This is a genomic window from Streptomyces sp. 3-6 (assembly GCF_056323165.1).
In genome coordinates this window covers 165379-190574 of record NZ_JBWHZP010000007.1, presented here as the reverse complement: position 1 = coordinate 190574, position 25196 = coordinate 165379, and the positions used below count along the sequence as shown (strand labels likewise).

Here is a 25196-nt window from a genome sequence, read left to right as displayed (position 1 = left end):
CGAGGGCGAGGGCGAGGGCGGGGGCGGGGGCGGGGGCGGGGGCGGGGGCAGGGGGCGCGGCGGCTCCGGCTAGTTGAGCAGCGCGCGGGCGGCGCGGGCCTGGCCGCGGATGCGGTCCGCGGCCGGTTCGTCGACCGCGGCCACCACCTCCGCGTACGCCTCCAGCTCCGCCGCGCCGTCCACGAAGGAGCCGCGCTGCACCAGCAGCTGGGCCCGCTCGTAGCGCAGCCGCGCCGGGTGCGAGGGGAGCAGCAGGGACAGGTCGAGGGCCCACAGCGCCACGGCGGAGTGCTCGGGCCGGGCCGCCGCCCACGCGCGGATGTTGTTCAGCACGCGCAGCACGACGTCCAGCGGGTCGGCCGGGGTCAGCATCGACGGGTCCAGCGAGCCGCCGGTGGTGCCGGCGACCACCAGGTCCGCGTCCGCACCGGTCATCAGCCGGCCGCCGTCGAACGGATCGGCGAGCACCGGCGGCCCGTCCTGCCCGAAGCCGACGACGAAGTGACCCGGCAGCGCCACCCCGTACACCGGGGCCCCGGCGCGCCGCGCCACCTCCATCCACACCACCGACAGCAGGATCGGCAGCCCGCGCCGCCGCCGCAGGACCTCGTGCAGCAGCGACGACTCCAGGCGGCGGTAGTCGGCCGGGGTGCCGTGGAACCCGCACCGTTCGCCCAGCAGGTCGCGCAGCGCGACCGCCCACGCGCGCGGGCCGCCCGGCCGGTGCGGGAGCAGCCCGGCCAGCCGGTCCAGTTCGATCTGCGCGGCGTCCAGGCCCGGCTCGTCCAGCGTGCCGTCCGCCTCCGCGGCCAGGAGCAGGCAGAGCGTGGCCAGGTCGGGCCGTTCGGACCTGGCCTCCTCGGCGAACCTCCGCCGCACGTCGGCGGAACGCCCGGGGGAGGGCGGCTGGGGGGACGGGGACGGCATGACGGGTTCCTGCCCTCTCACAAGGTTCCGTCACCGGCCGCGGCCGGTGCGTGCGGTGCCGGTTCCGGCGCCCGGTGGTGGTGGTACGCGTGGTGCACGGTGAAGCCGAGCCCGGCGTACAGCTGCCGGGCGGCCGTGTTGTCCTCCTCGACCTGGAGCCAGGCCGCGGACGCCCCCTCGTCGAGCGCCCGGCGGGCCAGCGCGGCCATCACCGCCGTCGCCAGTCCCTGCCTCCGCCGCGCCGGGTCGACCTCCACCGCGGCGAACCCGGCCCACCGGCCGTCCACCACGCAGCGCCCGATGGCGGCGGGCGCGTCCGGCCCTTCCCCGGCCGGGGAGGGGTCCCCGGGGACGGTGGCGAACCACACCGACGGTCCGCCGCCCAGGACCCTCAGGGCCACCTCGTCGACGCCCTCCCGCCCGTACCGGGCGAGCCACCCGGAGTCCACCGTGCGGGACAGCTCCACCCCGGCCGGGTCCACGGGCAGGTCGGCCAGCGGGGCGAGCGCGCCCACCCACACCTCGGCGGTCACCTCCCGGACCCAGCCCCGCCGTTCCAGCTCCGCCGCCAGCAGCTCCTGCGTGCCCTGCGCACCGGTCGCGGTCTGGACGTAGGCGGGCAGCCCGCGCCGCGCGTACCAGCGCCGTACGGCGTCCAGGGCCTCGTCCAGCGGCACGCCCGGGTCGCCGAGCGGCAGCACCGAGTTGGCGCGCCGGGTGAAGCCCGTCCGGCGTCCGGCCTCCCCGCCCGCCGCGGCCCGCAGTTCCCAGTCGCCCAGCCGCTCGCTCTCGACCGGCGGCCACGCCCGCGAGGCGGCCCGCGCCAGTTCCGCGTAGGTGGCGGCCGGCCCCCGGCGGCGCGCCGGGGCGGCCGGCACCGTCTTGCCGGCGACCAGCACGGATTCCGGGATCCGGACGCTCTCGCCGCTCCTCCGTGTGATCCCCAGCACACCGTCGTCCCATGATGTGAGAACGCCTACCGTGTCGGTGAACCTCTCACCCGAGGGACCATGTTCGATCAAGCTCCGTACGGAGACCCGTTTCCCCACGTCAGCAGCGGTGATGCGGACCTCCGGACGGCCGGCCGCGAAGAATTCCACAGGTCGGTCCACCCCTCCTGTTCGGATCATGCCCAGGAACGGAGATACTAGGGGCGGGCATCGACGACGCCGCGCTCCCGCGCGCCAGGCGGCGGAGCCTGAGGAGGCCCGCCAGCGCCCTATCGAGGAGGAACGACAGCGTGACCTACGTCATCGCGCAGCCTTGTGTCGACGTGAAGGACAAGGCGTGCATCGAGGAGTGCCCGGTCGACTGCATCTACGAGGGCCAGCGGTCCTTGTACATCCACCCGGACGAATGCGTCGACTGCGGCGCCTGTGAACCGGTCTGCCCGGTCGAGGCCATCTTCTACGAGGACGACACTCCCGAGGAGTGGAAGGACTACTACAAGGCGAACGTCGAGTTCTTCGACGAGCTCGGATCGCCCGGCGGCGCCAGCAAGCTGGGGCTGATCGAGCGGGACCACCCGGTCATCGCCGCGCTGCCGCCGCAGGCGTAACCCGCCACCCCGCGGCCCGCACCGACGTGCCGCCTCGGTCCCGTACGGTCCGGCCGCCCCGGTCGCCCGCACGGGACCGAGGCGTCTGGCGGGGCGACCGCGCGAGCGTCCGCAGGGCCGGGGCGCCCGCGGGACCGAAGCGTCCGCAGGGCCGGACCGGAGCAGCGCCGGACCGCGACCGGACCCGGAACCGGAGCGGCACCGGACCGCGACCGGACCGGAGCAGCGCCGGACCGGAACAGATCCGGACCGCATCAGATCCGGACCGCATCAGATCCGGACCGCATCAGATCCGGGTCGCGGCCGGACCAGAACCGGACCCGAACCGGATGAAACCGGATCAGAACCGGATCAGAACCGGACCAGAAAGAGAGCCCGTACCCGTGTCCGTAGTCTCCGACCGGCTGCCCGCCTTCCCCTGGGACAAGCTGGAGCCCTACAAGGCGACGGCCGCCGCGCACCCGGACGGCATCGTCGACCTGTCCGTCGGCACCCCCGTGGACCCGGTCCCCGAGGCCGTCCAGAAGGCCCTGGTCGCCGCCGCCGACTCCCCCGGCTACCCCACGGTGTGGGGCACCGCCGAACTGCGCGACGCGATCGTCGGCTGGGTCGAGCGCAGGCTGGGCGCCCGCGACCTCACCCACCGGCACGTCCTGCCGGTCGTCGGCTCCAAGGAACTGGTCGCCTGGCTCCCCACCCAGCTCGGACTCGGCCCCGGCGACCGGGTCGCCTTCCCGCGCCTGGCCTACCCGACGTACGAGGTGGGCGCCCGACTGGCCCGCGCCGACCACGTGGCCTACGACGACCCGACCGCGCTGGACCCGTCCGGGCTGAAGCTGCTCTGGCTCAACTCCCCGTCCAACCCCACGGGACGGGTGCTCTCGCGCGAGGAACTGACCCGGACCGTCGCCTGGGCCCGCGAGCACGGCGTCCTCGTCCTGTCCGACGAGTGCTACCTCGAACTGGGCTGGGACGCCGAGCCGGTGTCGGTCCTGCACCCGGACGTCAACGGCGGTTCCCTCGACGGGATCGTCTCCGTCCACTCCCTGTCCAAGCGGTCCAACCTCGCTGGGTACCGGGCCGCCTTCCTCGCCGGTGACCCGGCGGTCCTCGGGCCGTTGCTCCAGATCCGCAAGCACGGCGGCATGATGACGCCGGCGCCCACCCAGGCCGCCGCCGCGGCGGCCCTGCGCGACGACGAGCACGTGCGCGTACAGCGCGAGCGCTACGCGGCCCGCCGCAGCGCCCTGCGGCAGGCCCTGACCGGCCACGGCTTCCGCATCGAGCACAGCGAGGCGGGCCTGTACCTGTGGGCCACCCGCGAGGAGTCCTGCTGGGACACGGTCGCCCACCTGGCCGACCGCGGCATCCTGGTGGCCCCCGGTGACTTCTACGGCCCCGCCGGTGAGCGGCACGTGCGGATCGCCGTCACCGCCACGGACGAGCGCGTCCGGGCCGCGGTGGACCGCCTGACGGCCTGACCGGTCCGGCACGGCACGGACGCGGTGTGCGAAGCCGGGCGTCCGGCGGTGGTGTCCCAAACCGGCGGCCGACGGGCACGCGCCGTGCCGTGAGACCGCGCCGCGAGGCCGCAGCGATGCGGGCACGGCCCCGGCCCTCGGGCACCCACCCGCACGGGGCACCCGCCCATGACGCCGGACGGGCCCGGGGAGAAGTCCCCGGGCCCGTCCGGCGTCGGTGGCGTCGGTGGCCGCGTCGGCCGTGCTAGCCGTGCTCGCGGCTCAGCCGAGCGGCAGGCTCTGCACCGGCAGGGTCTTGGCCGACGGCAGGCCCCGCGAGGTGAGCGAGTCGGTGGGCAGGTCGCCGCCCTCGGTCGCCGCGCCCGCGGTGTCGCCCAGCACGTCCCCGGCGGAACCGGCCAGGCCGCCGGCCGCCTTCTGCGCGGCCGGGGTGGCCTTCGCGGCGGCCTTCTCGACGGTCTTGCCGCCGGTGTCACCCGCCACCTCGGTCACGGTCTGCGCCGCGCCGTCCAGGGCGGTCACCCCGCCGAGGTCGGGCGCGGCCGGGAGCCCGGGGGCCGCACTGGCGGTACCGGCCGCACCGACCCCGGCGGCCGCTCCGGCGGCGACGAGCAGCGCGGCACGGGCGATCCGACGGGTCAGGGGGAGGGACATGGTGCTCCTTCGAAGGAGAAGAACAGCTCGGACGCCGTGACTACCGCTCGAAGGGCGGGAAGGTTGCGGCGCCTCCCGGTAAAGACTCGGTAACGCGTCGCATTATCGGATCGGGAGGAAAGCGGACGAAGGCCGCCCCGGTGAGGCGGGTGCAGAACCGCTTCGGCCCAGTGGCCGCAGGGCCGACGCCGCCGTAGGCCGCGACGGCGCGCACGACCCCGCACCCGTCAGCACCGGGCACCGCGCATGCCCCCTGCGAGTGACCGCCCGCACTACCGCCCGGTGGTGATCCGTACCCGGTCCGGCCCGTCCACGGGCTTCTCGGAGCCCTTCGCGTCGTCCCGGCGCCACGTGCTGTCCGTGGTCCCGGCCACCCAGACCCGGCCCGCGTAGGAGACACGCTGTATGCGGAGCTGGGAGGCGTTGGCCACGGCCCAGTGCGCGAGCTGCCAGCCCCGGGTCCCGGCCCGCCGGGGGCCGCCGGCCGCTCCGTCCCGCCCGTCGTCGACCGGCAGCGTCAGGGTCCGTCCGTCCGGCTCCACCGTCACGTCCGGGGCGCTCGGGGAGGGCGTGGGCCGCGCCGCGTCGCCGGCCTCCGCACCGGCCGGTTCGTCGACCTCGGCGCCGGCCGGCTGGATCAGGTCCCGTCCGAAGTCCCGGGCCAGCGCGGCCTGTACCGCCTCCGTGCCCGACGCGCGCGACGCGCCCGGGCGCCCCTCGCAGGTCAGGGTCGCCCCCGAGCGCCCGGTCAGCGCGGCGGCCAGCAGGGCCGCGTCGGGCTCGTGCTTGGCGTACGCCTGCGGGAACCCGCTGCGCTGCACCTTCTGCGCGGCCACGGTCAACGGCAGCCGGGTGTAGCCCGGCACCTTCTCCAGGCCCTCGTAGAACTTCTCGGCCGAGTACACCGGATCCATGATCTCCTCCGGTGTGCCCCAGCCCTGCGACGGCCGTTGCTGGAACAGGCCCAGCGAATCCCGGTCCCCGTAGTCGATGTTGCGCAGCGTCGACTCCTGGAGCGCGGTCGCCAGCGCGATGGTCACGGCCCGCTCGGGCAGGTCGCGCGCGGTGCCCACGGCGGTGATCGTCGCCGCGTTCACCGCCTGCTCCGGCGTGAACTCGTAGGTCGCGCCGTCCCCCTTGGCGGACACGACCTTGCACCCCGGCCCGCGCCCGCCCCCCGTGACGTACTGCACCACGAGGTATCCGGCGACCGCGAGCATCACCACGAAAGCCGCCCCGAAGCGGAAGAGGCGGCCCCGACGTCGTCTGGAAGGAAGCGGCGGCTCTGACACGCGTACAAGGTACTGGAGAGTACGCGAACGTGTGAGGCGGGTGTGGACAGTCGTCCGGGACCTGCCGCGTTAGGGTCGGAGCCATGGCCGACACCCCGCTTGACCTCACGCTGGACGCCGCGCGCCTGACCGCGCGGCTCGTCGACTTCCCCTCCGAGAGCGGCCAGGAGAAGCCGCTCGCGGACGCGATCGAGGCCGCCCTGCGCGCGTTGCCGCACCTCACGGTCGACCGGTACGGCAACAACGTGGTGGCCCGCACGCACCTGGGGCGGTCGGAGCGCGTGATCCTCGCCGGGCACATCGACACCGTCCCGATCGCGGACAACGTCCCCTCCCGCCTCGACGAGGACGGGGTGCTGTGGGGCTGCGGCACCTGCGACATGAAGTCCGGCGTCGCCGTCCAGCTGCGCATCGCGGCCACCGTCCCGGCCCCCAACCGCGACCTCACCTTTGTCTTCTACGACAACGAGGAGGTCGCCGCCGACCTCAACGGCCTCGGACACGTGGCCGAGGCGCACCCCGAGTGGCTGGAGGGCGACTTCGCCGTCCTGCTCGAACCCTCCGACGGCCAGGTCGAGGGCGGCTGCCAGGGCACCCTGCGGGTCCTGCTGCGCACGGAGGGCGAGCGGGCGCACTCGGCGCGTTCCTGGATGGGCTCCAACGCCATCCACGCCGCCGCCCCGATCCTGGAGCGCCTGGCCGCCTACGAACCCCGGTACCCGGTGATCGACGGCCTGGAGTACCGCGAGGGCCTCAACGCCGTCGGCATCTCCGGCGGGGTGGCCGGCAACGTCATCCCCGACGCGTGCGTGGTCACCGTCAACTTCCGCTACGCACCCGACCGCACGCCCGAGGAGGCCCTGGCCCACGTGCGGGAGGTGTTCGCGGACTGCGGGGTCGCCGAGTTCACCGTCGACGACCACAGCGGCGCCGCCCGGCCCGGCCTGTCCCACCCGGCCGCCGCCGCGTTCATCGAGGCGGTCGGCGGCACCCCGCAGCCCAAGTACGGCTGGACCGACGTCTCCCGCTTCTCGGCACTCGGCGTCCCGGCGGTCAACTACGGCCCCGGCAACCCCCACTTGGCGCACCGGCGGGACGAACGCGTCGACACCGCCAAGATCCTCGCCGGCGAGGAGCGGCTGCGCTCCTGGCTGACGGCATGATCGGGATCACCCGCGTGTGGTTTACACCGGTGCATTGCGGACATGCTGAGGTCCCCTGTACGTAACCCGCGTAGATCTACGCTGAGGTGGAACAACCTGGCACACGGAGGGAGCGCGCATGATCACTGGCAAGCCGGAGGGCACCCAGCAGCCACCCGAGGAGCAGCGTCTCGGTCCGGTGCTCCGACGCCGGACGCAGGTGCAGTCGAGCACCACCGACCAGCGGCTGCTGGACGAGCGCGCTCCCAGCGGCTGGGTGCACACCGACCCCTGGCGCGTGCTGCGCATGCAGTCGGAGGTGATCGAGGGCTTCGGCTCCCTCTCCGAGCTCCCGCCCGCCATCAGCGTCTTCGGCTCCGCGCGCACCCCGGTCGACTCCTGGGAGTACGAGACCGGCGTCAAGCTGGGACGCGGCCTGGTCGAGGCGGGCTTCGCGGTGATCACCGGGGGCGGGCCCGGGGCCATGGAGGCGGCCAACAAGGGCGCCCTGGAGGCGAACGGCGTCTCGGTCGGCCTCGGCATCGAGCTGCCCTTCGAGCAGGGCCTGAACCCCTACGTCGACATCGGCCTGAACTTCCGCTACTTCTTCGTCCGCAAGCTGATGTTCGTCAAGTACGCCCAGGGCTTCGTGGTCCTGCCCGGCGGACTCGGCACGCTGGACGAGCTGTTCGAGGCCCTCACCCTGGTCCAGACGCAGAAGGTCACGCGCTTCCCCATCGTCCTCTTCGGCACCGAGTACTGGGGCGGCCTGGTCGACTGGCTCCGCGGCACGGTCATCGCCCAGGGCAAGGCGGCGGAGAAGGACCTGCTGCTCTTCCACGTCACGGACGACGTGGAGGAGGCGGTGGCGCTGGTCTCCAAGGAGGCGGGCGTCTAGGAAGGGTCCGCCCCCTGGGCGGAGCGGGCTCGGACCCGGCGCGCCCCGCCCGCTCGACGGGACGGCATCCGCACGCTGGCGGTGGCCCGCCGGGGGGAGACGGCGAGCCCGGCGGGACGCGGGGGAGGACCCACGGGCTGGAGCCCGTTGGGTGCCCCCTCCCACACGGGCGGCCGGGTGCGGCCGGCTCCTGCACCGGCGGCCGGGTGCGGCCGGCTCCTGCACCGGCGGCCGGGTGTCCGTCCGGCCCCGGCACCGGGCGGGCCGGGTGTGCGTCCGGCGACCCTAGACCAGTCCCCGCCGGGCCACCGCGGGCTCCCGGTGGCCGGCGATGGAGGCCACCATGTCCAGCACCTGCCGCGTCTCCGCGACCTCGTGCACCCGGTACACCTGCGCCCCCAGCCAGGCCGACACCGCCGTGGTCGCCAGCGTGCCGAGCAGCCGCTCCTTCACCGGGCGGTCCAGGGTCTCGCCCACGAAGTCCTTGTTGGACAGCGACACCAGGACCGGCCACCCCGTGGCGACCATCTCGCCGAGGCGCCGCGTCGCCTCCAGGCTGTGCCGGGTGTTCTTGCCGAAGTCGTGCCCGGGGTCGATCATCACCGACTCCCGCGGCACCCCCAGGCCGACGGCCCGCTCCGCCAGCCCCACGGTACGTTCCAGGATGTCGGCCATCACGTCGTCGTAGGCCACCCGGTGCGGGCGGGTCCGGGGCCGCGCGCCGCCCGCGTGCGTGCACACCAGCCCGGCGCCGTACCGCGCGGCGACCTCCGCGAGCCGCGGGTCGACGCCGCCCCAGGCGTCGTTGAGGACGTCCGCGCCCGCCTCGCAGACCGCCTCGCCGACCTCGTGCCGCCAGGTGTCCACGCTGATCACGACGTCCGGGAAGCGCCGCCGCACCTCGGCCACGAAACCGACGGTCCGCCGGGCCTCCTCGTCGGCGTCGACCTCCTCGCCCGGCCCGGCCTTCACCCCGCCGACGTCGATGATCGCGGCGCCCTCCGCCACGGCCTGCTCCACGCGGGCCAGGGCCGGCTCGTCGCGGAAGGTCGCCCCCTGGTCGTAGAAGGAGTCCGGGGTCCGGTTGACGATCGCCATGATCACCGGCTCGTGCGGCTCGAATTCCCGCCTGCCCAGCCTGAGCATCCCCTGTGACCTCTCCTCGTGTCCCGTGCAGATCGGCGCCGACCGCCGAACGGTGGTCCGCCGGCCGCCTGCGGCCCGTCCTGTCAGACTCGCATGGCACGATCGGAGCCACACACCCGACTCCGACAACATCCGACCGTGGGGGCTCCACCGATGGTGATGTTCTTGTTCCTGGTCGTCGCGCTCACCGTCGTGGTCGCCGCGGTGACCCTCGCGGTGGTCGGCGGCGGTGAGAAGGGCCCGCTGCCCGAGGCCGCCCCCGAGCGGGTGCGGGACGCCCTGCCGCCGGACCGCCCGGTCAGCCGCGCCGACGTGGACGACCTGCGCCTGCCGCTCGCCGCCCGGGGCTACCGCATGGCCGACGTGGACGACGCCCTCGCCCGCCTCGGCGCCGAGATCGCCGAGCGGGACGCCCGGATCGCCGACCTGGAGTCCGCGCTGGCCGGTGCCCGCGCCGCCGCGGCCCACCTGTCCATGGACAAGCAGGCACCGCGCCCGGAGGCCGGGCAGCAGTGAGCGAGCCGGCAGCCCTCACCGGCCCCGACGGCGCCCCGCGCTGCCCCTGGGCCCTGTCTACCCCCGACTACATCGCCTACCACGATGAGGAGTGGGGCCGCCCGGTCCACGGCGACGACGCCCTGTTCGAACGCCTCAGCCTGGAGGCGTTCCAGTCCGGGCTGTCGTGGATCACCATCCTGCGCCGCCGGCCCGGCTTCCGCGCCGCCTTCGCCGGTTTCGAGATCGCCCGGGTCGCCGAGTTCACCGACGCCGACCGGGAACGCCTCCTCGCCGACCCCGGCATCATCCGCAACCGCGCGAAGATCGACGCCACCCTCGCCAACGCGCGGCTGCTGGCCACCTGGGCCCCCGGCGACCTCGACGCCCTCATCTGGTCCCACGCCCCCGACCCGGCGGGCCGCCCGGCGCCGCGCACCCTCGCCGACGTCCCGGCCGTCACGCCCGAGTCGACGGCCCTGTCCAAGGCCCTGAAGAAGCAGGGCCTGCGCTTCGTCGGTCCGACGACGGCGTACGCGCTGATGCAGGCGTGCGGCCTGGTCGACGACCACCTGGCCGACTGCGTGGCGAGACGGGACTGAGCAGGAACGGGACTGAGCAGGAACGGGACTGAGCAGAGACGGGACTGAGCCGCCGACGCCCGGCGGACCCCGCGGGCGGGGCGTCCCGCGGGCCGGGCGTCCCGCCGGTCCGGCCGGGCGGGCGGTGCCGGACCCGCGGGAGGCCCGTCCCGTCCCGCCGGGCAGGGCCCGGTGCTAGCGGCCCAGGTACTTCGGCTTCTCCTTGTTCACGAACGCCTGCACCGCGATCAAGTGGTCCTGGGAGGCGCCCGCACGGGTCTGCAGCTCGTCCTCCTTCTCCAGGGTCTCCGCCAGCGAGTGCCCGAGGCCGTACGCCACCGACTCCTTCAGCGCCGCGTACGCCACCGTCGGCCCCTCGGCGAGGGACCGGGCCACCTTCTCCGCCTCCGCGCGCAGGTCCCCGGCGGGCACCAGCCGGTTGGCGATGCCCAGGTCGTACGCCTCCTGCGCGGAGATGCTGCGCGGGAAGAGCAGCAGGTCGGTGGCGCGGCCGGGGCCGATCACCCGCGGCAGCGTCCACGAGATGCCGGAGTCCGCGGTCAGGGCGACCCCGGCGAAGGAGGTGTTGAACGACGCGGTGTCCGCCACGATCCGGTAGTCCGCCGCCAGGGCGAAGCCGAACCCGGCGCCCGCCGCGACGCCGTTCACCGCCGCGACCACCGGCTTGGGCGCCCCGGCCAGCGCCGTCACGATGGGGTTGTAGTGCTCGCGCACCGTGCTCATCGTCTGCCCGGAACCGGTCTCGCGGTCCTGGGCAAGCAGCCCGATGTGCTCCTTGAGGTCCTGCCCGACGCAGAACGCCCGGTCACCGGCCGCGGTCAGCAGCACGGCCCGCACGGCGTCGTCGTCCGCGGCGGCCCGGACCGCGTCCCGGAGGGCGACCTTCGCCGCGACGTTCAGCGCGTTCATCGCCTCCGGGCGGTTCAGCGTGATCGTCGCGAGTCCGTCGCTCACCTCGTAGAGCACGGTGTCGGCCATGGCGTATCCCCTCCAGCTGGCGGCTCCGGGACGTACCACCGGGTACGTCCCCGTCTGCAGGACAGCATGACGGACATCACCGGGCGGAGACGGCGCCGGTGGTGTGACCTGCGTCAAAGAATCGCGGCGCGTTTTTCTTCCGCGTTCCGGGACGAGGCGGCGCAGTATCGCAGTCACATCCCCGAATTGGGTGGTTTTGCTCGCGCGCGTTGCCCAAGCGATGCCGACCGATGTTGGTCATCGGGTCCTGCGATGCGGGATAATGGCCTGGAAGCAATGTGTTCGATGCCGGTGCGGTGTGTCCTGTCGTTCGTCCAGGACCGCAGATGCCCTTCGTGGGCCGTCGGCTAGACGGTTGAGCTGGGTTTCAGGAAGGGGAACGAGCATGGCGGCCATGAAGCCGCGGACGGGTGATGGCCCGCTCGAGGTGACCAAGGAGGGGCGGGGCATCGTCATGCGCGTTCCGCTCGAAGGCGGCGGTCGACTCGTCGTCGAGCTGACCCCGGACGAGGCCGACGCGCTCGGCGACGCCCTCAAGAAGGTCGTCGGCTGACGCGCAAGCGACCATACCCTTTCAGCCGCCCCGGTGCCGCGCCTGGTACCGGGGCGGCTGTCTGCGCAGGTGGAACGCTGCGTCGGGTGGGTCCTCCGGGACCTGCGGGGCATACGGGCCCTGCAGGGCGCAGGAAGTGCGATGCGGCGGGGATGTCCCGTGCGCGCCGTGTCGCGGGGATGCGCCGGCGGGCGGTACGGCGGGGATGCGGGGGTTGCGGGGCCGGGCGGCCGTCAGCGCTTCACCGCGCACAGCAGTCCGTCGCCGACGGGCAGCAGGGAGGACACCAGTTCCTGGCTCTCGCGCACGGCCCGCACCAGCTCCCGCAGCCGCAGCACCTCGGTGGGCTGCGGCCCGGAATCCACCGTCCGGCCGTTCGCGAACACGCCTTCGAAGGCGACCAGGCCCCCGGGACGCAGCAGACGCAACGATTCAGCGAGATAGTCCTGGTACTCCAGCCGGTCGCCGTCGCAGAAGACCAGGTCGTAGCCGGCGTCCGCGAGGCGGGGGAGGACCTCCAGGGCGCGCCCGGGGATGAAGCGCGACCGGTTGGCGGCGAACCCGGCGTCCCGGAACGCCTGCCGGGCGGACTGCTGGTGCTCCGGCTCCGGGTCGACCGTGGTCAGCACGCCGTCGGGCCGCATGCCGTGCAGCAGATGGATGCCGGAGACCCCGCAGCCCGTCCCTATCTCCGCGACCGCCTTGGCCTCCACGGTGGCCGCGAGCAACCGCAGCGCCGCGCCCGTGCCGGGCGACACCGAGCGCAGCCCTGCCTGGCGTGCCCGGTCCCGGGCCCAGTGCAGCGCCTCGTCCTCGGCGACATAGGCGTCGGCGAACGCCCAGCTCGTCTGCCGGTTGGCGGTAATGACCCTCTCCTGTCCCCGTGAATGCCTGGCGAGACTGTATCCGTTGGCGTCGGGAACCCGCAGATGGGACCGGTCGTTCAAAGGGAGAGGACAACACGTGCGGGACGACGGGGGGCGGGCAGTGGGCGAGGACGCGGGGCACATGCCGACGGAGCCGCACGAGCCGGACCGCGGCAGATCAAATTCTCGTAAAACCGCTTATCCGGAGCTAACGGGCGAGGTGGCTATGGTAGGGGCTCCACTGGACACCACCAGAGCCGATAGGGGAGGTGCGGCTGTACCTGTGGATCGGGGAGGAGTGCTGCGGCGCTTCCTTGGATCGGCGGGCAGGCCGAAATCCGTGAACGACACCGCTGCCGACCACAGCCGCGCCGGCGACCCGGCCCAGACCGCGAGCTTCACCACCGACGCGGACGGGCAGGCGTGGACTCCGCCCACCTGGGAGGAGATCGTCAGCATGCACAGCGGGCGGGTCTACCGGCTCGCCTACCGTCTGACCGGAAACCAGCACGACGCCGAGGATCTCACGCAGGAGGTCTTCGTCCGCGTCTTCCGCTCCCTGTCGACCTACACGCCCGGCACCTTCGAGGGCTGGCTGCACCGCATCACCACCAACCTCTTCCTGGACATGGTGCGGCGCAAGCAGCGCATCCGCTTCGACTCGCTCGGCGACGACGCGGCCGAGCGGCTGCCCAGCAAGGAACCCACGCCCCAGCAGGTCTTCAACGACGCCCACTTCGACGCGGACGTCCAGCAGGCCCTCGACACCCTGGCGCCGGAGTTCCGCGCCGCCGTCGTGCTGTGCGACATCGAGGGACTCTCCTACGAGGAGATCGCGGCCACGCTCGGCGTCAAGCTGGGCACGGTGCGCTCCCGCATCCACCGCGGACGCTCCCAGCTGCGCAAGGCACTGGCCCACCGCTCGCCGAAGGCGCGCGCGGAGCGCGGCTCCCTGGTGTCCCGTGTCCCCGCCCTGGGGGGAGGGGGCGCGAGCGCGTGAGCGGATCACTGCCCACACCGTCCGAGGGACACCTCGCGGAGCAGCACCTGGGAGACCGACTCTCCGCCCTGGTGGACGGAGAGCTCGGTCATGACGCGCGTGAGCGCGTCCTGGCGCACGTCGCCACCTGCGCCAAGTGCAAGGCGGAGGTGGACGCCCAGCGCCGCCTGAAGAACGTGTTCGCCCAGGCGGCCCCGCCCCCGCCCTCGGAGAGCTTCCTGGCCCGCCTCCAGGGGCTGCCCGGCGGCGACCCCGGCGGCGGCTCCCCGCTGCTCGGCGGCGGCCCCGGCGTCTTCGACAGCCGGCGGGGCGAGGGCTTCGAGTTCGCCTACCGGCCCGCCCGGCCGCACGGCTCCCCGCCGCCGGACGACCCCGGCGGCCGCGGCTTCCGCATCCACGACGTGAGCCGCCACGACACCGACCGGCCCGCCTCCCGGGGACTGCGGTTCGCCTTCGTCGCCGCCGGAGCGGTGTCGCTGGCCGCGATCGCCCTCGGCGGTGTCACGACCAGCATGGTCGCCGACACCGAGGTCCGCGGTGCGGGCAAGGGCAGCAACGTCACACCGACCCGCACGCAGGGCACGGGTGCCGCGACGGTGCCCGAGTCCCAGCGGCGCCGCGGCGCCACACCCATGACCGGCCAGGGCACGGGGGGCCAGACACCGGCGCCCGTCGCGCCCACCGGGGTCTCCGCGCCGCTGCTGCCGGGACTGCCGCCACCGGCGGCCGGCGACCAGACGCTCACCGCGCCGATGATGGCCGGCGCCGTCGCCGTCTCCCCGCTGATACGCCCCCTGCCCCCGCTCCCTCCGTTCACTCCCGCCGGCTGGTCCTCGCCGTCCGGCATCCGTCCGCCCACCCTGCTCGACGCGGCCCCCGCACCGGGTCTCGCCTCGGCACTGCCCCAGGCGTCCGCCTCCAGCAGGGCCCGCTGATCCCCGGGCCGCTCGATGCGCGGGGGCGTACGAACCTGATTGAATCCGGTGGGCGCGCCCAGGCCCACGCAGCCGGGTGCCGGACCGTGCTCCGCCGGCCGCGGCGGTCACGGAACCACGGAGTCGAGGATCTGCGGCCAGCTGCGGGGAGAGCATGAACGAGGGGAAACCGGGCCCACCGGGGGAGCGGGCGGACACATCCGCCGACATCGCACCGGCGGACACGTCCGGGGCGCACGGTACGCAGGAGGAGCGCGACGGGGGCGATACGCCCGCCGCGGGAGACGCCCAGCGGCCCGTCACCGGCGCGCGGGGCACCGCCGACACCGCGCGGCCGACCCGGGACGGGGCCCCGACCCGGCCTGGGGAGACCGACGGGGACGGCGACTTCGCACTGGCCCGGCCCGCCGCCCACCCCACCGACGCCGAGGGCGACTACGCCCTCAGCAGCCCGCAGGGCCCCCCGACGCCCGGACGCCCCGACGGCCCCGACGGCCCCCACGGCCCCGACCGCTCCGGCGAGCCCCGGCGCCCGCACCACCCGGCCCCTGAACCGACCGCGCCCGAGCGCCCCGACGGGCGGGAGTCCGGTGTTCCGGCGGCCCCCGGCCCCTCGGGCGAACCCGTTCCCGGTCCGTCCGGCGATCCGAGGCCCTCCGAGCCGGTGCACTCCGAGCCAGTGGGGCCCGAGCCGGTGCATCCCGAGTCGGCGGGCCCCGCGCCGACGGTCGCCGGTCCGTCCACCGGGCCCGTCGGCCGGTCGCCGTCGGTTCCCGGCCGGTCCGGCGAGCCCGTCGGCCCGGTCCCGGCCGGTGAGGAGCGGCCCACCCCGCTGCACGACCCGGACCCCTACAGCACACCGCCCTACGGCGAGCCGGGCCCCTGGGCCCCCGCGCCTCCGGTCCAGCACCCGTCGACGGTCTCCGCACAGGCAGCACAGGCAGCACTGGCCGGCCGGACCGCACCGCCGCACGACGCGCCCCCGCCGGGCGCTTCGGAGGCCGTCACACCCCCGCACGGCACCCCCCTGAGCACGTCGTACGGCACGCCCCAGGTCCCGCACCCCACGGCGCAGGGCCCCGCGCTCGACCCGGTGGCGCACGGCGTGCCCGCCCCGGCTGCCCCCGCACCCGGCGCCCCGGCCCAGCCCGGGGTGCCACACCAGGAGGCGGCGGTGCCACCCCCCGCGCCCGGCGCGGTGCCGGGCGGTCCCCCGCACCCGGCCCCGCAGCCGGCGGCGGGCCCGGACCCGGCGGCGCCCGCCCCCGCGGCCGATCCCTGGGGCCGCTACGACCCCTGGGCGGCCCCCACGGCACCCGCGCCGCTCCAGATGAGCGGTCCGTCCGAGGACACCGAGAAGAAGCGGCGCCGGCTGCGCTCGCGGATCGTCCTCACCCTGGTGCTTGTCTTCGGGCTGCTGTGCGGCCTCGTCGGCGGGATCGTCGGGGCGTACCTGGAACGCAACGGCGGCGTCGGGGCCGTGGAACTGCCGCAGGCGGACAAGGAGCCCGCCGACCGCGACCCGGACAGCGTCGCCGGGATCGCCTCCCGGGCCCTGCCCAGCGTCGTGACCCTGCACGCCAGCGGCACGGGCGCGGCCGGCACCGGGACCGGGTTCGTGCTCGACGAGCGCGGCCACATCCTCACCAACAACCACGTGGTGGAGCCCGCCGGGCGCGACGGCGAGATCACCGTGACCTTCCACAGCGGCGACACGGCCGACGCCACCGTCATCGGCCGGGACAGCGGTTACGACCTGGCCGTCGTGAGGGTCAAGGGCGTCCGTGGGCTCACCCCGCTGCCGCTCGGCAACTCCGACAACGTGCGGGTCGGCGACCCGGTCGTGGCCATCGGCGCCCCCTTCGACCTGGCCGGGACGGTCACCTCCGGCATCATCAGCGCCCGGGAGCGGCCCATCACCGCCGGCGGTGAGAAGGGCGACGGCAGCGACGTGTCGTACGTCGACGCCCTGCAGACGGACGCGCCCATCAACCCGGGCAACTCCGGCGGCCCCCTCCTCGACGCCGAGGCCCGCGTGATCGGCATCAACTCGGCGATCCGTTCCGCGGGCGGCGGCGGCGACCTCGACGGCGGCCAGGCGGGCTCGATAGGGCTCGGCTTCGCCATCCCGATCAACCAGGGCAAGCGGGTGGCCGAGGAGCTGATCGACACCGGGAAGGCCACCCACCCGGTCATCGGCATCACCCTCGACATGGAGTACTCGGGCGACGGTGCCCGTGTCGGCGCCAAGGGCACCGACGGCGGCCCCCCGGTCGTCACCGACGGGCCCGGCGACAAGGCCGGCATCGAGGCGGGCGACGTGATCACCGAGGTCAACGGCCAGCGCGTGCACTCCGGTGAGGAACTCATCGTCAAGACGCGCGCCCACCGCCCCGGGGACCGGCTGGAGCTCACCCTGGAACGCGACGGGGAGGAGCGGACGGTGTCCCTGGTGCTCGGCTCCTCCGGAGGCTGATGAGCCCCGCCTCCCGGCGCCCGCCCCCCTGCGCGGGCGCCGGGACGGTACCGGACGGAGGGGGCGGCCGGGTACCGTGGACGCGGCCCGGACCACGGAAGACCACGACGACCACCGAGGGCCGCGGACCGAAGGCAGCGCAAGGAGCTTCAGGTGTTCAATGACATAGGCGCGTTCGAGCTGGTGACGATCATCATCCTCGCTGTGCTCGTGTTCGGCCCGGACAAGCTCCCCAAGGTCATCCAGGACGTGACGCGCACGATCCGGAAGATCCGTGAGTTCTCGGAGAGCGCCAAGCAGGACATCCGGGAGGAACTCGGCCCCGAGTTCAAGGACTTCGAGTTCGAGGACCTCAACCCCAAGACGTTCATCCGCAAGCAGCTGGACAACGACGAACTGGGACTCAAGGAGATCCGCAGCAGCTTCGACCTGAAGAAGGAGATGGCCGAGGTCACCGACGCCGTCAACGGCCGCGAGCCCGAGGCGTCCGCGTCCTCCGCCGTGCCGGCCGCCTCCGGTTCCTCTGCTTCCTCTGGTTCCTCCGGTTCCCCGTCCGGCCGGGTGGACATGTCCAAGAAGCCCACGACCCCGGCCGTCGACGACCGCCCGCCCTTCGACGCGGACGCCACCTGACCCCCGGTCCCGCGTGGTGCCCGGGGGCGGGCGACTCCTGAGCCGCCCGGCCGAGCCGGAGAGGCCGGGCCGGAGCCCGGCGCACCCGTTCCGTACGGGTCGCGCCACGCGGGTCGCACCGCAACGCGCCGTTCCGTGTCCACCGGGCGTACGCCCCGCGCACGTGACGCGTTTCATACTCCGGCCGGGCCGCACAGGGCCCGATCCGGTCGTTCGCGCGTCGCACGCGCCGGGTGGTTTCCCGGTCCGCGGCGGCGGGGTGGCTATGCTGCCCCAGTTGTTGCGCGGACCGGACGAGTGCGCCCGAACGGGGGCGGGCCGCCCCGGACCGACGAGAATGAGGAGGCGTCCGGGCAATGGAGACGACGAGTCAGGCCGTCGCGCAGGCGCCGGCCGCGGAGAGTGGACCACGACCGGCCACCTCCGCCCGGCGTGCGGCCGACGGCTATGTGAGTGCGACCTTCCCCTGGTACGGCCTGGACGAGGCCTTCACGGGCCGGCGCTGGCTGATGCAGGTGGGCACGGCCGCCGACGGCACGGTCGAGCACGGGTCGATCGGGCACGGTGACGAGCCGTCGGTACGCAGCGAGTACACGGCGGGCCCCGGCCAGGACGCCCGCGAGAAGTTCGCCGTGGTCGTGACCGTGGCCGCCAACCCGGTGCGCCGCAGCGCCGACGGCACCGGTCTGCTGGAGGCCACCTCGGTCTCCTCCGCGGCCTGGCTCGCCGGTGTCGGACTGCTGTCGTTCACCTGGCCGGGCCAGATGGACCACTCGCTGCGGGACAACTGGCTGGAGCAGCAGACGGAGACCGCCTGGGCGCTCGCCGACGACCTGGAGGGGGAGGACTGGTCGACGCTGTCCCTCCCCGTGGACGGTGTACCGACGCCGTTCCACTACCGGGAGTCCGAGTTCGGCTGGGTGCTCGCCGGGTCCACCCGGGCGGGCGTCCACGTCGGCGCGTACGGCCGCGGCATGAGCGCCTACGGGCTCGGCTTCGCCGAGGTCAAGGACGTGGCCGCCTACGCGGACTGAACCGCGACGACAACCGCACCGGGAGGGCGGGACGGGCCGCGGGGGCCGAGCAGCTTCCCCGCCCGAGCTTCTCGCCCGAGCTTCCCCGCCCGCGCGGACGCCCGGCTCCGGGCCTCCACGCCTCGTGTCCGGTCCCACGGCACGGGGGCGCCGGCCGGCCGGGGCGGCGCCCCAGGGGCCGGCAGGCGACCGGCCGTCACGACCGGTCCGGAGAGGTACAGGTGCGGCCCGTGCGACCGGCCCGGTGACGCCGGATCAGGCGACTGCCGGCGGGTCCGGCCGGCACAACCGGACCGACATAACCGGACCGACACCACCGGTCCGGCTCGAAAGGTCCGGCCACGGCGAGCCCCGGCCGTCACGACCACGCCGACTACGCCGACCACGCCGACCATGACGGCCCCGCCCGGCGGACGCGCCGCACCGAAGGCCGCGGGGGCCGCGGAACGCGTCCCGCGGCCCCGGAGCGGTCCTAGAACTTGTTCCGGGGCGTGATCCCCAGCGAGAGCCCCGCCAGGCCCCGCTGCCGCCCGCCCAGCTTGCCGGCGATCGAGCGGAGCGCCGCCCCCGCCGGGGACTCCGGGTCGGTCAGCACGACCGGCTTGCCCTCGTCGCCGCCCTCGCGCAGCCGCACGTCGATCGGGATGGCGCCGAGCACCGGGACGTTGGTGCCGGTGGTCCGGGTCAGCCCGTCGGCCACCGACTGGCCGCCGCCGGTGCCGAACACGTCGACCATCTCGTCGCAGTGCGGGCACGGCAGGCCGGACATGTTCTCGACCACGCCGACGATCTTCTGGTGGGTCTGCACGGCGATGGAGCCGGCCCGCTCGGCGACCTCGGCCGCCGCCTGCTGCGGCGTGGTGACGACGAGGATCTCGGCGTTGGGCACCAGCTGGGCGACGGAGATCGCGATGTCGCCGGTGCCGGGCGGCAGGTCCAGCAGCAGCACGTCCAGGTCGCCCCAGTACACGTCGGCCAGGAACTGCTGGAGCGCGCGGTGCAGCATCGGGCCGCGCCAGACGACCGGCGCGTTGCCCGGGGTGAACATGCCGATCGAGATGACCTTCACACCGTTCGCCGACGGCGGCATGATCATGTTCTCGACCTGGGTGGGCCGCCCGTCGGCGCCCAGCATCCGCGGCACCGAGTGGCCGTAGATGTCGGCGTCCACGACCCCGACCTTCAGCCCGTCGGCGGCCATCGCCGCCGCCAGGTTCACCGTCACCGACGACTTGCCCACGCCGCCCTTGCCGGAGGCGACGGCGTAGACCCGGGTCAGGCTGCCCGGCTTGGCGAACGGCACCTCGCGCTCGGTCTGGCCGCCGCGCAGCGCCGCCGCCAGCTCCTTGCGCTGCTCGTCGCTCATGACGTCCAGCGTGACGTCGACACCCGTGACGCCCTCGACCGCCGCCACCGCGTCCGTCACGCGCTGCGTGATGGTGTCCCGCATGGGGCAGCCCGAAACCGTCAGGTAGACGGTGACCGCGACCCGCCCGTCGGCGGCGATGTCCACCGATTTGACCATCCCCAGCTCGGTGAGGGGCCGGTTGATCTCGGGGTCGTTCACCGTCGCCAGTGCCTCACGCACCGCGTCTTCCGTAGCCATACGTCGATGGTACGGCTCCGGGTACACCCACCGGTAAGCCCGTCAGCGGTCGTCTGCGTCACGTCGGGGCGGCCGTTCCGCCCGAAGTGCCGGAACCGCGCCGTGCTCCCGGTGGCCGTTGCCGCGCCGCTCGTCGAGTTCCTTCACGAGGTCCTGCAGCTCCGAGCGGATCCAGTCCCGGGTGGCGACCTCGCCCAGCCCGATCCGCAGCGCGGCGACCTCCCGGGTCAGGTACTCGGTGTCCGCGATCGACCGCTCGCCCTGCTTGCGGTCCTGCTCCAGGTTGACCCGGTCACGGTCGTCCTGCCGGTTCTGCGCGAGCAGGATCAGCGGGGCCGCGTAGGACGCCTGGAGGGACAGCACCAGGGTCAGGAAGATGAACGGGTACTCGTCGAAACGCAGCTCGCGCGGCGCCGACACGTTCCACACCACCCACACGACGATGACGACCGTCATCCAGACGATGAACCGCCCGGTGCCCAGGAAGCGCGCGATCCGCTCCGACAGCCGCCCGAACGCCTCCGGGTCCCACTCCGGCAGGATCCGGCGCCGCGGCGGCCGCGGCTGGTCCAGACGCGGTGTCCGGGGCCGCCGCCCGGCGGCGGTGGCCCCGGACGGCAGGCGTTCGCGCAGGCCGTCACGCTCAGGACCCATCGGTCACCACCCCGTCCCCGAGGTGGAACTCGGTCTCGCGCCAGTCGTCGGGCAGCATGTGGTCCAGCACGTCGTCCACCGTCACCGCGCCCAGCAGCGAGCCCGCCTCGTCGACCACGGGCGCCGCCACCATGTCGTACGTGGCGAAGAACCCGGCGACCAGCGGCAGCGCCGCGTCCGGCTCCAGGGGCTGCAGATCGTCGTCGATCATCGAGCCGACCAGCGTGAACGGGGGGTCCCGCAGCAGCCGCTGGAAGTGCACCGTGCCCAGGTACTTGCCGGTCGGTGTCTCCTCCGGCGGCCGGCACACGTACACCTGGGCGGCGTGCGCCGGGGACAGGTCGGGGTTGCGGATCCGGGCCAGCGCGTCCGCGACCGTCGCGTCCGGCCGCAGCACGATCGGCTCGGTCGTCATCAGACCGCCCGCCGTGTGCTCCTCGTACGCCATCAGACGCCGCATGTCGGCCGCGTCGCCGGGCTGCATCAGGCTCAGCAGCCGCTCCTGCTCGTCCTCGGGCAGCTCCCCGAGCAGGTCGGCGGCGTCGTCGGGGTCCATCGCCTCCAGCACGTCGGCGGCCCGCTCCTCCTTCAGCTTGCCGAGGATCTCGATCTGGTCGTCCTCCGGCAGCTCCTCCAGCACGTCGGCGAGCCGGTCGTCGTCGAGAGCCGCGGCGACCTCCGCCCGGCGCTTGGGGGAGAGGTGGTGCAGGACGTTGGCCAGGTCGGCGGGGCGCAGCTGCTCGAAGGTGGCGAGCAGGTTCTCGGCGCCCTGGCCGTGCTCCTCCAGGGAGAAGCCGGTCACCGCGGACCACTCCACGGTCAGCGTCTCGCCCTTGCTGCGCCGGAACGCGCCGCCCTTGCGTCCCTTGCGGACGAAGACCCGGTCGACCTCCCACTCCCGCCGGGAGGGCAGCTGGTGCACCGACAGGTCGAGGACGGTGACCTCCTCGCCGCTGTCCACCAGGGTGACCCTGCGGTCCAGGAGTTCGCCGAAGACCAGCCGCTCGGTGGGCCGCTGCTCGAACCGGCGGACGTTGAGCACCCCGGTGGAGATGATCTGCCCGGACTGCACGGCGGTCACCCGGGTCATGGGCAGGAAGATGCGGCGCCGGGTGGGCAGTTCGACCACCAGGCCGAGCAGCCTGGGAGGGCGCCGGCCGACCCGCAGCATGACGACCAGATCGCGCACGCGCCCCACCTGGTCGCCGTTCGGGTCGAACACGGCGACGCCGGAGAGGTGCGAGACGAAGATCCGGGGGGCGCCCGCTGCCATGGCGGCGGCTCCTTTGCGTGCGGGGTGGTCCGTGGTCGGGTACTGCCTGCTGCGTTCGCTGTCCGAATGGCCCGCTCGGGTGGGCTTCAGGCTAGCCCGTCCCGATCGGTGGTGCTCCGGGGGCCGGTCCGGACGGACTGGCTCCACCCGTCTCCCCTGCCCCCGGTACTCTGCGGTACGCCGTTCAGGTCCCCGTCCGAGAGGCAGCCGCACCTGTGACTCCGATCTCCCCGGGCCGTCCCCGCCGTCGCAGTGCCGTGCTGGCGGGCGCCGTGTGCGCGCTGCTGGTCACCGGGACGGCGCTGACGGGATGCGCCGAGGACCCGAACGAGGGCACCAACGGGGTCGGCAAGCTGTCCGCCGAGCAGATCCAGAGCCGGACCCGCAAGGCCGCCGAGTCCGTCGACACCGTCCGGCTGCACGGCACGGTCGTCAGCAGCGGGCGCAGCTACACGCTCGACATGCGGCTGAAGTCCGAGGGCGGCATCGGGTCGGTCACCTCCGAGGGGCAGACGTTCCGCCTGCTGCGCATCGACGACGAACTGTTCCTGAAGGCGGGCGCCGAGTTCTGGGGCCAGGCCGGCGGCAAGGGCGACGGCAAGGGCGACGGCAAGGGGGAGGACGGCGACGGCGGCTCGGCGGCCGACGCGGCGGCGGCGGAGAAGCTGGCCGCCAAGTACGTGAAGGTCCCCCAGGGCGATCCCGCGTACAAGAAGTTCAACGGCTTCACGGACAAGGACGTCCTCCTCGGCGGTCTGCTCACTCTGCACGGCACCCTGGCCACGGACGGCCACCACGAGCAGGCGGGCGTCCGCACCATCCGGATCACCGGCGACGACGGCGCCGGCGGCACCCTGGACGTGTCCCTGGAGGGCAACCCGTACCCGCTGCGGCTGGTACGCGCCGGCAAGGCGGGCACCCTGACCTTCTCCGCCTGGGGCACCGACTTCCCGCTGAAGAAGCCGGGCAAGGACGAGACCCTCGACTACGGACAGCAGCTGCCGTCGTCGTAGCGGCCGAAGGGCATCTCAAGGGCACCTCAAGGGCACCTCGAGGGCACCTCGCGGGGCTCGACGCCCGGCAGGACCCTCGTCCACGCCGGGCCCCCGCGGCTTCCGGCCCGCACGGCTCCGCTGCCGCCCGCCGGCCCCGCTGCCGAGGCCCACACGGCACGGTCGCGCGGGCCTCGGCCCGTCGACGGTTCCTACCGCCGCTTGCGCCGTGCCAGCAGCTGGGGCAGGCCCGCGGGGGCCGGGCGGCGGGTGGTCGCCGGGGTGGGCCGGGGCGGCTCGGCCAGGGAGCCGTCGGGCAGCGGCGCGATCGCCCCGGTCGGCTCCAGCCGCACCACCCGGCACTCGCGCGCCCAGCGCTCCGGCACCGCCTCGCCGTCGGGGGCGTTCAGCCGCTTGCCCTTCAACTCCGCGACGGCCGCCGCCCACGCCTCGGAACCGGGCGGCAGCTCCACCACGGTCGCCGACCAGGAGACCAGCCGGCCGCCCTTGTCCTTGCTGCGGACGGTGACCTGCGCGGGCGCGCCGTCGGCGAGCCCCGGCAGCGGCTGTTCGCCGGGCCCGTCGCCGACCAGGCAGGCGGCACCCTCGTGCCACACGTGCCACAGGGCCCGCGCGGGACCGGAGGGGCCCTCGACCCAGACGAGCCCGGACTTCTTCGTGGCCTCCTCGATGAGGGCCCGGTCGAGCAGCTCGCATGTCATGGGTGCAGCCTATCCAGCGCCCTCACAGCCAGCCGTTGCGCTTGAGCATGCGGTGGATGCCCAGACAGATCGCCACCGTCACCCCCAGGACCATGGGATAGCCGTACTTCCACTGGGTCTCCGGCATGTGCTCGAAGTTCATCCCGTAGACCCCGCACACCATGGTCGGCACGGCGATGATCGCCGCCCACGAGGTGATCTTGCGCATGTCCGCGTTCTGCGCCACCGAGGCCTGCGCCAGGTTCGCCTGGAGGATGGAGTTCAGCAGCTCGTCGAAGCCGATGACCTGCTCCTGGACCCGGGCCACGTGGTCGGCCACGTCCCGGAAGTACTTCTGGATCTCCGGGTCGATCAGCCGCATCGGCCGCTCGCTGAGCAACTGCATGGGCCGCAGCAGCGGCGCCACCGCCCGCTTGAACTCCAGCACCTCGCGCTTGAGTTGGTAGATCCGCCCGGCGTCCGTGCCGCGCGGCACACCCTTGCGGCCCGGCGAGAACACCTCGTTCTCGACCTCGTCGATGTCGTCCTGCACGGCGTCGGCCACCGCGATGTAGCCGTCGACGACGTGGTCGGCGATGGCGTGCAGCACGGCCGAGGGGCCCTTCGCCAGCAACTCGGGGTCGGCCTGGAGCCGGTGCCGCAGGGCCCGCAGGGAGCCCTGGCCGCCGTGCCGGACCGTGATGAAGAAGTCGCGGCCGGTGAAGCACATGACCTCGCCGGTGGCCACCACCTCGCTGCTGGAGGTGAGCCGGTCGTGGTCGAGGTAGTGGATGGTCTTGAAGACCGTGAAGAGGGAGTCGTCGTAGCGCTCCAGCTTGGGCCGCTGGTGCGCCTGGACGGCGTCCTCCACGGCCAGCGGGTGCAGCCCGAACTCCCGGGCGATGCCCGCGAATTCGGCCTCCGTCGGCTCGTGCAGGCCGATCCACACGAAGCCGCCGTCGCGGCGCACCAGCCGCATCGCGTCCTGCGGGGTCAGCGGCGCCTCGGTCGTCAGGCGGCGGCCGTCGCGGTAGACGGCGCAGTCCACCACGGCGGTGGCCGAGCCGGTCTCCGGGGCGGGGTCGTAGGCGCTGCTCCCCTTGCGCAGCGAGACGCGGGAGGGACGGACCACGGCGCGCAGGTCGCGGATCATCGACATGACGGGCTCCTTCGCGGGCGGGCGACGGAAGGCGCCGCTACGACGGATGGAACCTCCCGGAATGAGGACGTCCTGACCAGGGTTCCCTCCCGGAAGGACCGGGGAAGGCCGGGAAGGATGTTTGGCACGTCCACAAAGCGG

25 protein-coding genes are annotated in these 25196 nt (G+C 74.1%); 13 read left to right on the top strand and 12 right to left on the bottom strand.

Features of this window, described 5'->3' with window-relative positions:
* Positions 1-69: 69 nt before the first annotated feature.
* Both AC02VZ_RS12420 and AC02VZ_RS12415 read right to left on the bottom strand, forming a co-directional pair.
* A complete protein-coding gene (locus tag AC02VZ_RS12420; RefSeq protein WP_432054094.1) occupies positions 70-927 on the bottom strand; it encodes a transglutaminase family protein in 858 nt (285 codons plus the stop codon).
* A gap of 17 nt (positions 928-944) precedes the next feature.
* Positions 945-2027 (bottom strand): GNAT family N-acetyltransferase, encoded by a 1083-nt coding sequence (locus tag AC02VZ_RS12415; protein WP_432054275.1) that lies wholly within the window; start codon positions 2025-2027, stop codon positions 945-947.
* Between the two features lie 140 nt (positions 2028-2167).
* On the opposite strand from AC02VZ_RS12415, the gene fdxA reads away from it, so the two are divergent.
* Positions 2168-2485: a ferredoxin gene (gene fdxA / locus AC02VZ_RS12410; RefSeq protein WP_103541839.1), complete on the top strand. Its 318-nt coding sequence runs from the start codon at positions 2168-2170 to the stop codon at positions 2483-2485.
* Positions 2486-2868: 383 nt separating this feature from the next.
* Positions 2869-3966, top strand: a complete 1098-nt coding sequence (locus tag AC02VZ_RS12405; protein WP_476475371.1) for a bifunctional succinyldiaminopimelate transaminase/glutamate-prephenate aminotransferase — start codon at positions 2869-2871, stop codon at positions 3964-3966.
* Positions 3967-4227: 261 nt separating this feature from the next.
* On the opposite strand, the gene AC02VZ_RS12400 is transcribed toward AC02VZ_RS12405, so the two are convergent.
* Together AC02VZ_RS12400 and AC02VZ_RS12395 are read right to left on the bottom strand one after the other, a co-directional pair.
* Positions 4228-4620, bottom strand: a complete 393-nt coding sequence (locus AC02VZ_RS12400) for an ATP-binding protein (RefSeq protein ID WP_476475370.1) — start codon at positions 4618-4620, stop codon at positions 4228-4230.
* A 272-nt stretch (positions 4621-4892) separates the two neighbouring features.
* Positions 4893-5912 carry a heavy metal transporter gene (locus tag AC02VZ_RS12395; RefSeq protein WP_476475369.1) on the bottom strand — a complete coding sequence of 340 codons (1020 nt, stop codon included), beginning with the start codon at positions 5910-5912 and terminating at the stop codon, positions 4893-4895.
* Positions 5913-5995: 83 nt separating this feature from the next.
* On the opposite strand from AC02VZ_RS12395, the gene dapE reads away from it, so the two are divergent.
* Positions 5996-7075, top strand: a complete 1080-nt coding sequence (gene dapE / locus AC02VZ_RS12390) for a succinyl-diaminopimelate desuccinylase (protein ID WP_432054098.1) — start codon at positions 5996-5998, stop codon at positions 7073-7075.
* A gap of 118 nt (positions 7076-7193) precedes the next feature.
* Positions 7194-7952, top strand: coding sequence for an LOG family protein (locus AC02VZ_RS12385; RefSeq protein WP_432054099.1), 759 nt, complete (start codon positions 7194-7196; stop codon positions 7950-7952).
* Positions 7953-8237: 285 nt separating this feature from the next.
* Here AC02VZ_RS12385 and folP read toward each other — a convergent pair whose 3' ends face one another.
* Positions 8238-9098: a dihydropteroate synthase gene (folP, locus tag AC02VZ_RS12380; protein WP_432054100.1), complete on the bottom strand. Its 861-nt coding sequence runs from the start codon at positions 9096-9098 to the stop codon at positions 8238-8240.
* Positions 9099-9251: 153 nt separating this feature from the next.
* Between folP and AC02VZ_RS12375 the strand changes: the two genes are divergently transcribed.
* Together AC02VZ_RS12375 and AC02VZ_RS12370 are read left to right on the top strand one after the other, a co-directional pair.
* A complete protein-coding gene (locus tag AC02VZ_RS12375) occupies positions 9252-9614 on the top strand; it encodes a DivIVA domain-containing protein (RefSeq protein ID WP_432054276.1) in 363 nt (120 codons plus the stop codon).
* Entirely contained in the window at positions 9611-10195 is a 585-nt protein-coding gene (locus tag AC02VZ_RS12370) for a DNA-3-methyladenine glycosylase I (RefSeq protein ID WP_432054101.1), read from the top strand. The genes AC02VZ_RS12375 and AC02VZ_RS12370 overlap by 4 nt, the downstream gene beginning before the upstream one ends.
* A gap of 174 nt (positions 10196-10369) precedes the next feature.
* On the opposite strand, the gene chcB is transcribed toward AC02VZ_RS12370, so the two are convergent.
* Positions 10370-11173 (bottom strand): 2-cyclohexenylcarbonyl CoA isomerase, encoded by an 804-nt coding sequence (gene chcB, locus AC02VZ_RS12365; protein ID WP_476475368.1) that lies wholly within the window; start codon positions 11171-11173, stop codon positions 10370-10372.
* Between the two features lie 385 nt (positions 11174-11558).
* On the opposite strand from chcB, the gene AC02VZ_RS12360 reads away from it, so the two are divergent.
* Positions 11559-11726, top strand: coding sequence for a DUF3117 domain-containing protein (locus tag AC02VZ_RS12360; RefSeq protein ID WP_003966491.1), 168 nt, complete (start codon positions 11559-11561; stop codon positions 11724-11726).
* 233 nt (positions 11727-11959) lie between these two features.
* Here AC02VZ_RS12360 and AC02VZ_RS12355 read toward each other — a convergent pair whose 3' ends face one another.
* Positions 11960-12673, bottom strand: coding sequence for an O-methyltransferase (locus tag AC02VZ_RS12355; protein WP_362091361.1), 714 nt, complete (start codon positions 12671-12673; stop codon positions 11960-11962).
* Between the two features lie 259 nt (positions 12674-12932).
* Here AC02VZ_RS12355 and sigE point away from each other — a divergent pair, with 259 nt between their 5' ends.
* The 5 genes from sigE (at position 12933) to AC02VZ_RS12330 (ending at position 18670) form a co-directional block, all read left to right on the top strand.
* Positions 12933-13592 carry an RNA polymerase sigma factor SigE gene (gene sigE, locus AC02VZ_RS12350; protein WP_362091362.1) on the top strand — a complete coding sequence of 220 codons (660 nt, stop codon included), beginning with the start codon at positions 12933-12935 and terminating at the stop codon, positions 13590-13592.
* The gene (locus AC02VZ_RS12345) at positions 13589-14527 is read left to right on the top strand and encodes an anti-sigma factor family protein (protein ID WP_476475367.1); all 939 of its coding nucleotides are present in this window, start codon (positions 13589-13591) and stop codon (positions 14525-14527) included. The genes sigE and AC02VZ_RS12345 overlap by 4 nt, the downstream gene beginning before the upstream one ends.
* Positions 14528-15191: 664 nt before the next feature.
* Complete coding sequence (locus tag AC02VZ_RS12340; RefSeq protein WP_476475408.1) at positions 15192-17003, top strand: S1C family serine protease; 1812 nt, start codon at positions 15192-15194, stop codon at positions 17001-17003.
* A gap of 153 nt (positions 17004-17156) precedes the next feature.
* A complete protein-coding gene (locus tag AC02VZ_RS12335) occupies positions 17157-17636 on the top strand; it encodes a sec-independent translocase (RefSeq protein ID WP_432054105.1) in 480 nt (159 codons plus the stop codon).
* A gap of 356 nt (positions 17637-17992) precedes the next feature.
* Positions 17993-18670, top strand: coding sequence for a hypothetical protein (locus AC02VZ_RS12330; protein WP_432054106.1), 678 nt, complete (start codon positions 17993-17995; stop codon positions 18668-18670).
* A 472-nt stretch (positions 18671-19142) separates the two neighbouring features.
* Here AC02VZ_RS12330 and AC02VZ_RS12325 read toward each other — a convergent pair whose 3' ends face one another.
* The 3 genes from AC02VZ_RS12325 to AC02VZ_RS12315 are packed head-to-tail and all read right to left on the bottom strand — an operon-like array spanning position 19143 to position 22203.
* Entirely contained in the window at positions 19143-20276 is a 1134-nt protein-coding gene (locus AC02VZ_RS12325) for an Mrp/NBP35 family ATP-binding protein (protein WP_432054107.1), read from the bottom strand.
* 42 nt (positions 20277-20318) lie between these two features.
* Entirely contained in the window at positions 20319-20930 is a 612-nt protein-coding gene (locus tag AC02VZ_RS12320) for a DUF1003 domain-containing protein (protein WP_205077517.1), read from the bottom strand.
* Complete coding sequence (locus AC02VZ_RS12315; protein WP_164441810.1) at positions 20920-22203, bottom strand: magnesium transporter MgtE N-terminal domain-containing protein; 1284 nt, start codon at positions 22201-22203, stop codon at positions 20920-20922. The genes AC02VZ_RS12320 and AC02VZ_RS12315 overlap by 11 nt, the downstream gene beginning before the upstream one ends.
* Positions 22204-22418: 215 nt before the next feature.
* Between AC02VZ_RS12315 and AC02VZ_RS12310 the strand changes: the two genes are divergently transcribed.
* The gene (locus AC02VZ_RS12310; RefSeq protein ID WP_432054108.1) at positions 22419-23216 is read left to right on the top strand and encodes a hypothetical protein; all 798 of its coding nucleotides are present in this window, start codon (positions 22419-22421) and stop codon (positions 23214-23216) included.
* A 191-nt stretch (positions 23217-23407) separates the two neighbouring features.
* On the opposite strand, the gene AC02VZ_RS12305 is transcribed toward AC02VZ_RS12310, so the two are convergent.
* Both AC02VZ_RS12305 and AC02VZ_RS12300 read right to left on the bottom strand, forming a co-directional pair.
* Complete coding sequence (locus tag AC02VZ_RS12305; RefSeq protein ID WP_432054109.1) at positions 23408-23917, bottom strand: hypothetical protein; 510 nt, start codon at positions 23915-23917, stop codon at positions 23408-23410.
* Between the two features lie 22 nt (positions 23918-23939).
* Complete coding sequence (locus AC02VZ_RS12300) at positions 23940-25055, bottom strand: magnesium and cobalt transport protein CorA (RefSeq protein WP_432054110.1); 1116 nt, start codon at positions 25053-25055, stop codon at positions 23940-23942.
* Between the last annotated feature and the right edge of the window lie 141 nt (positions 25056-25196).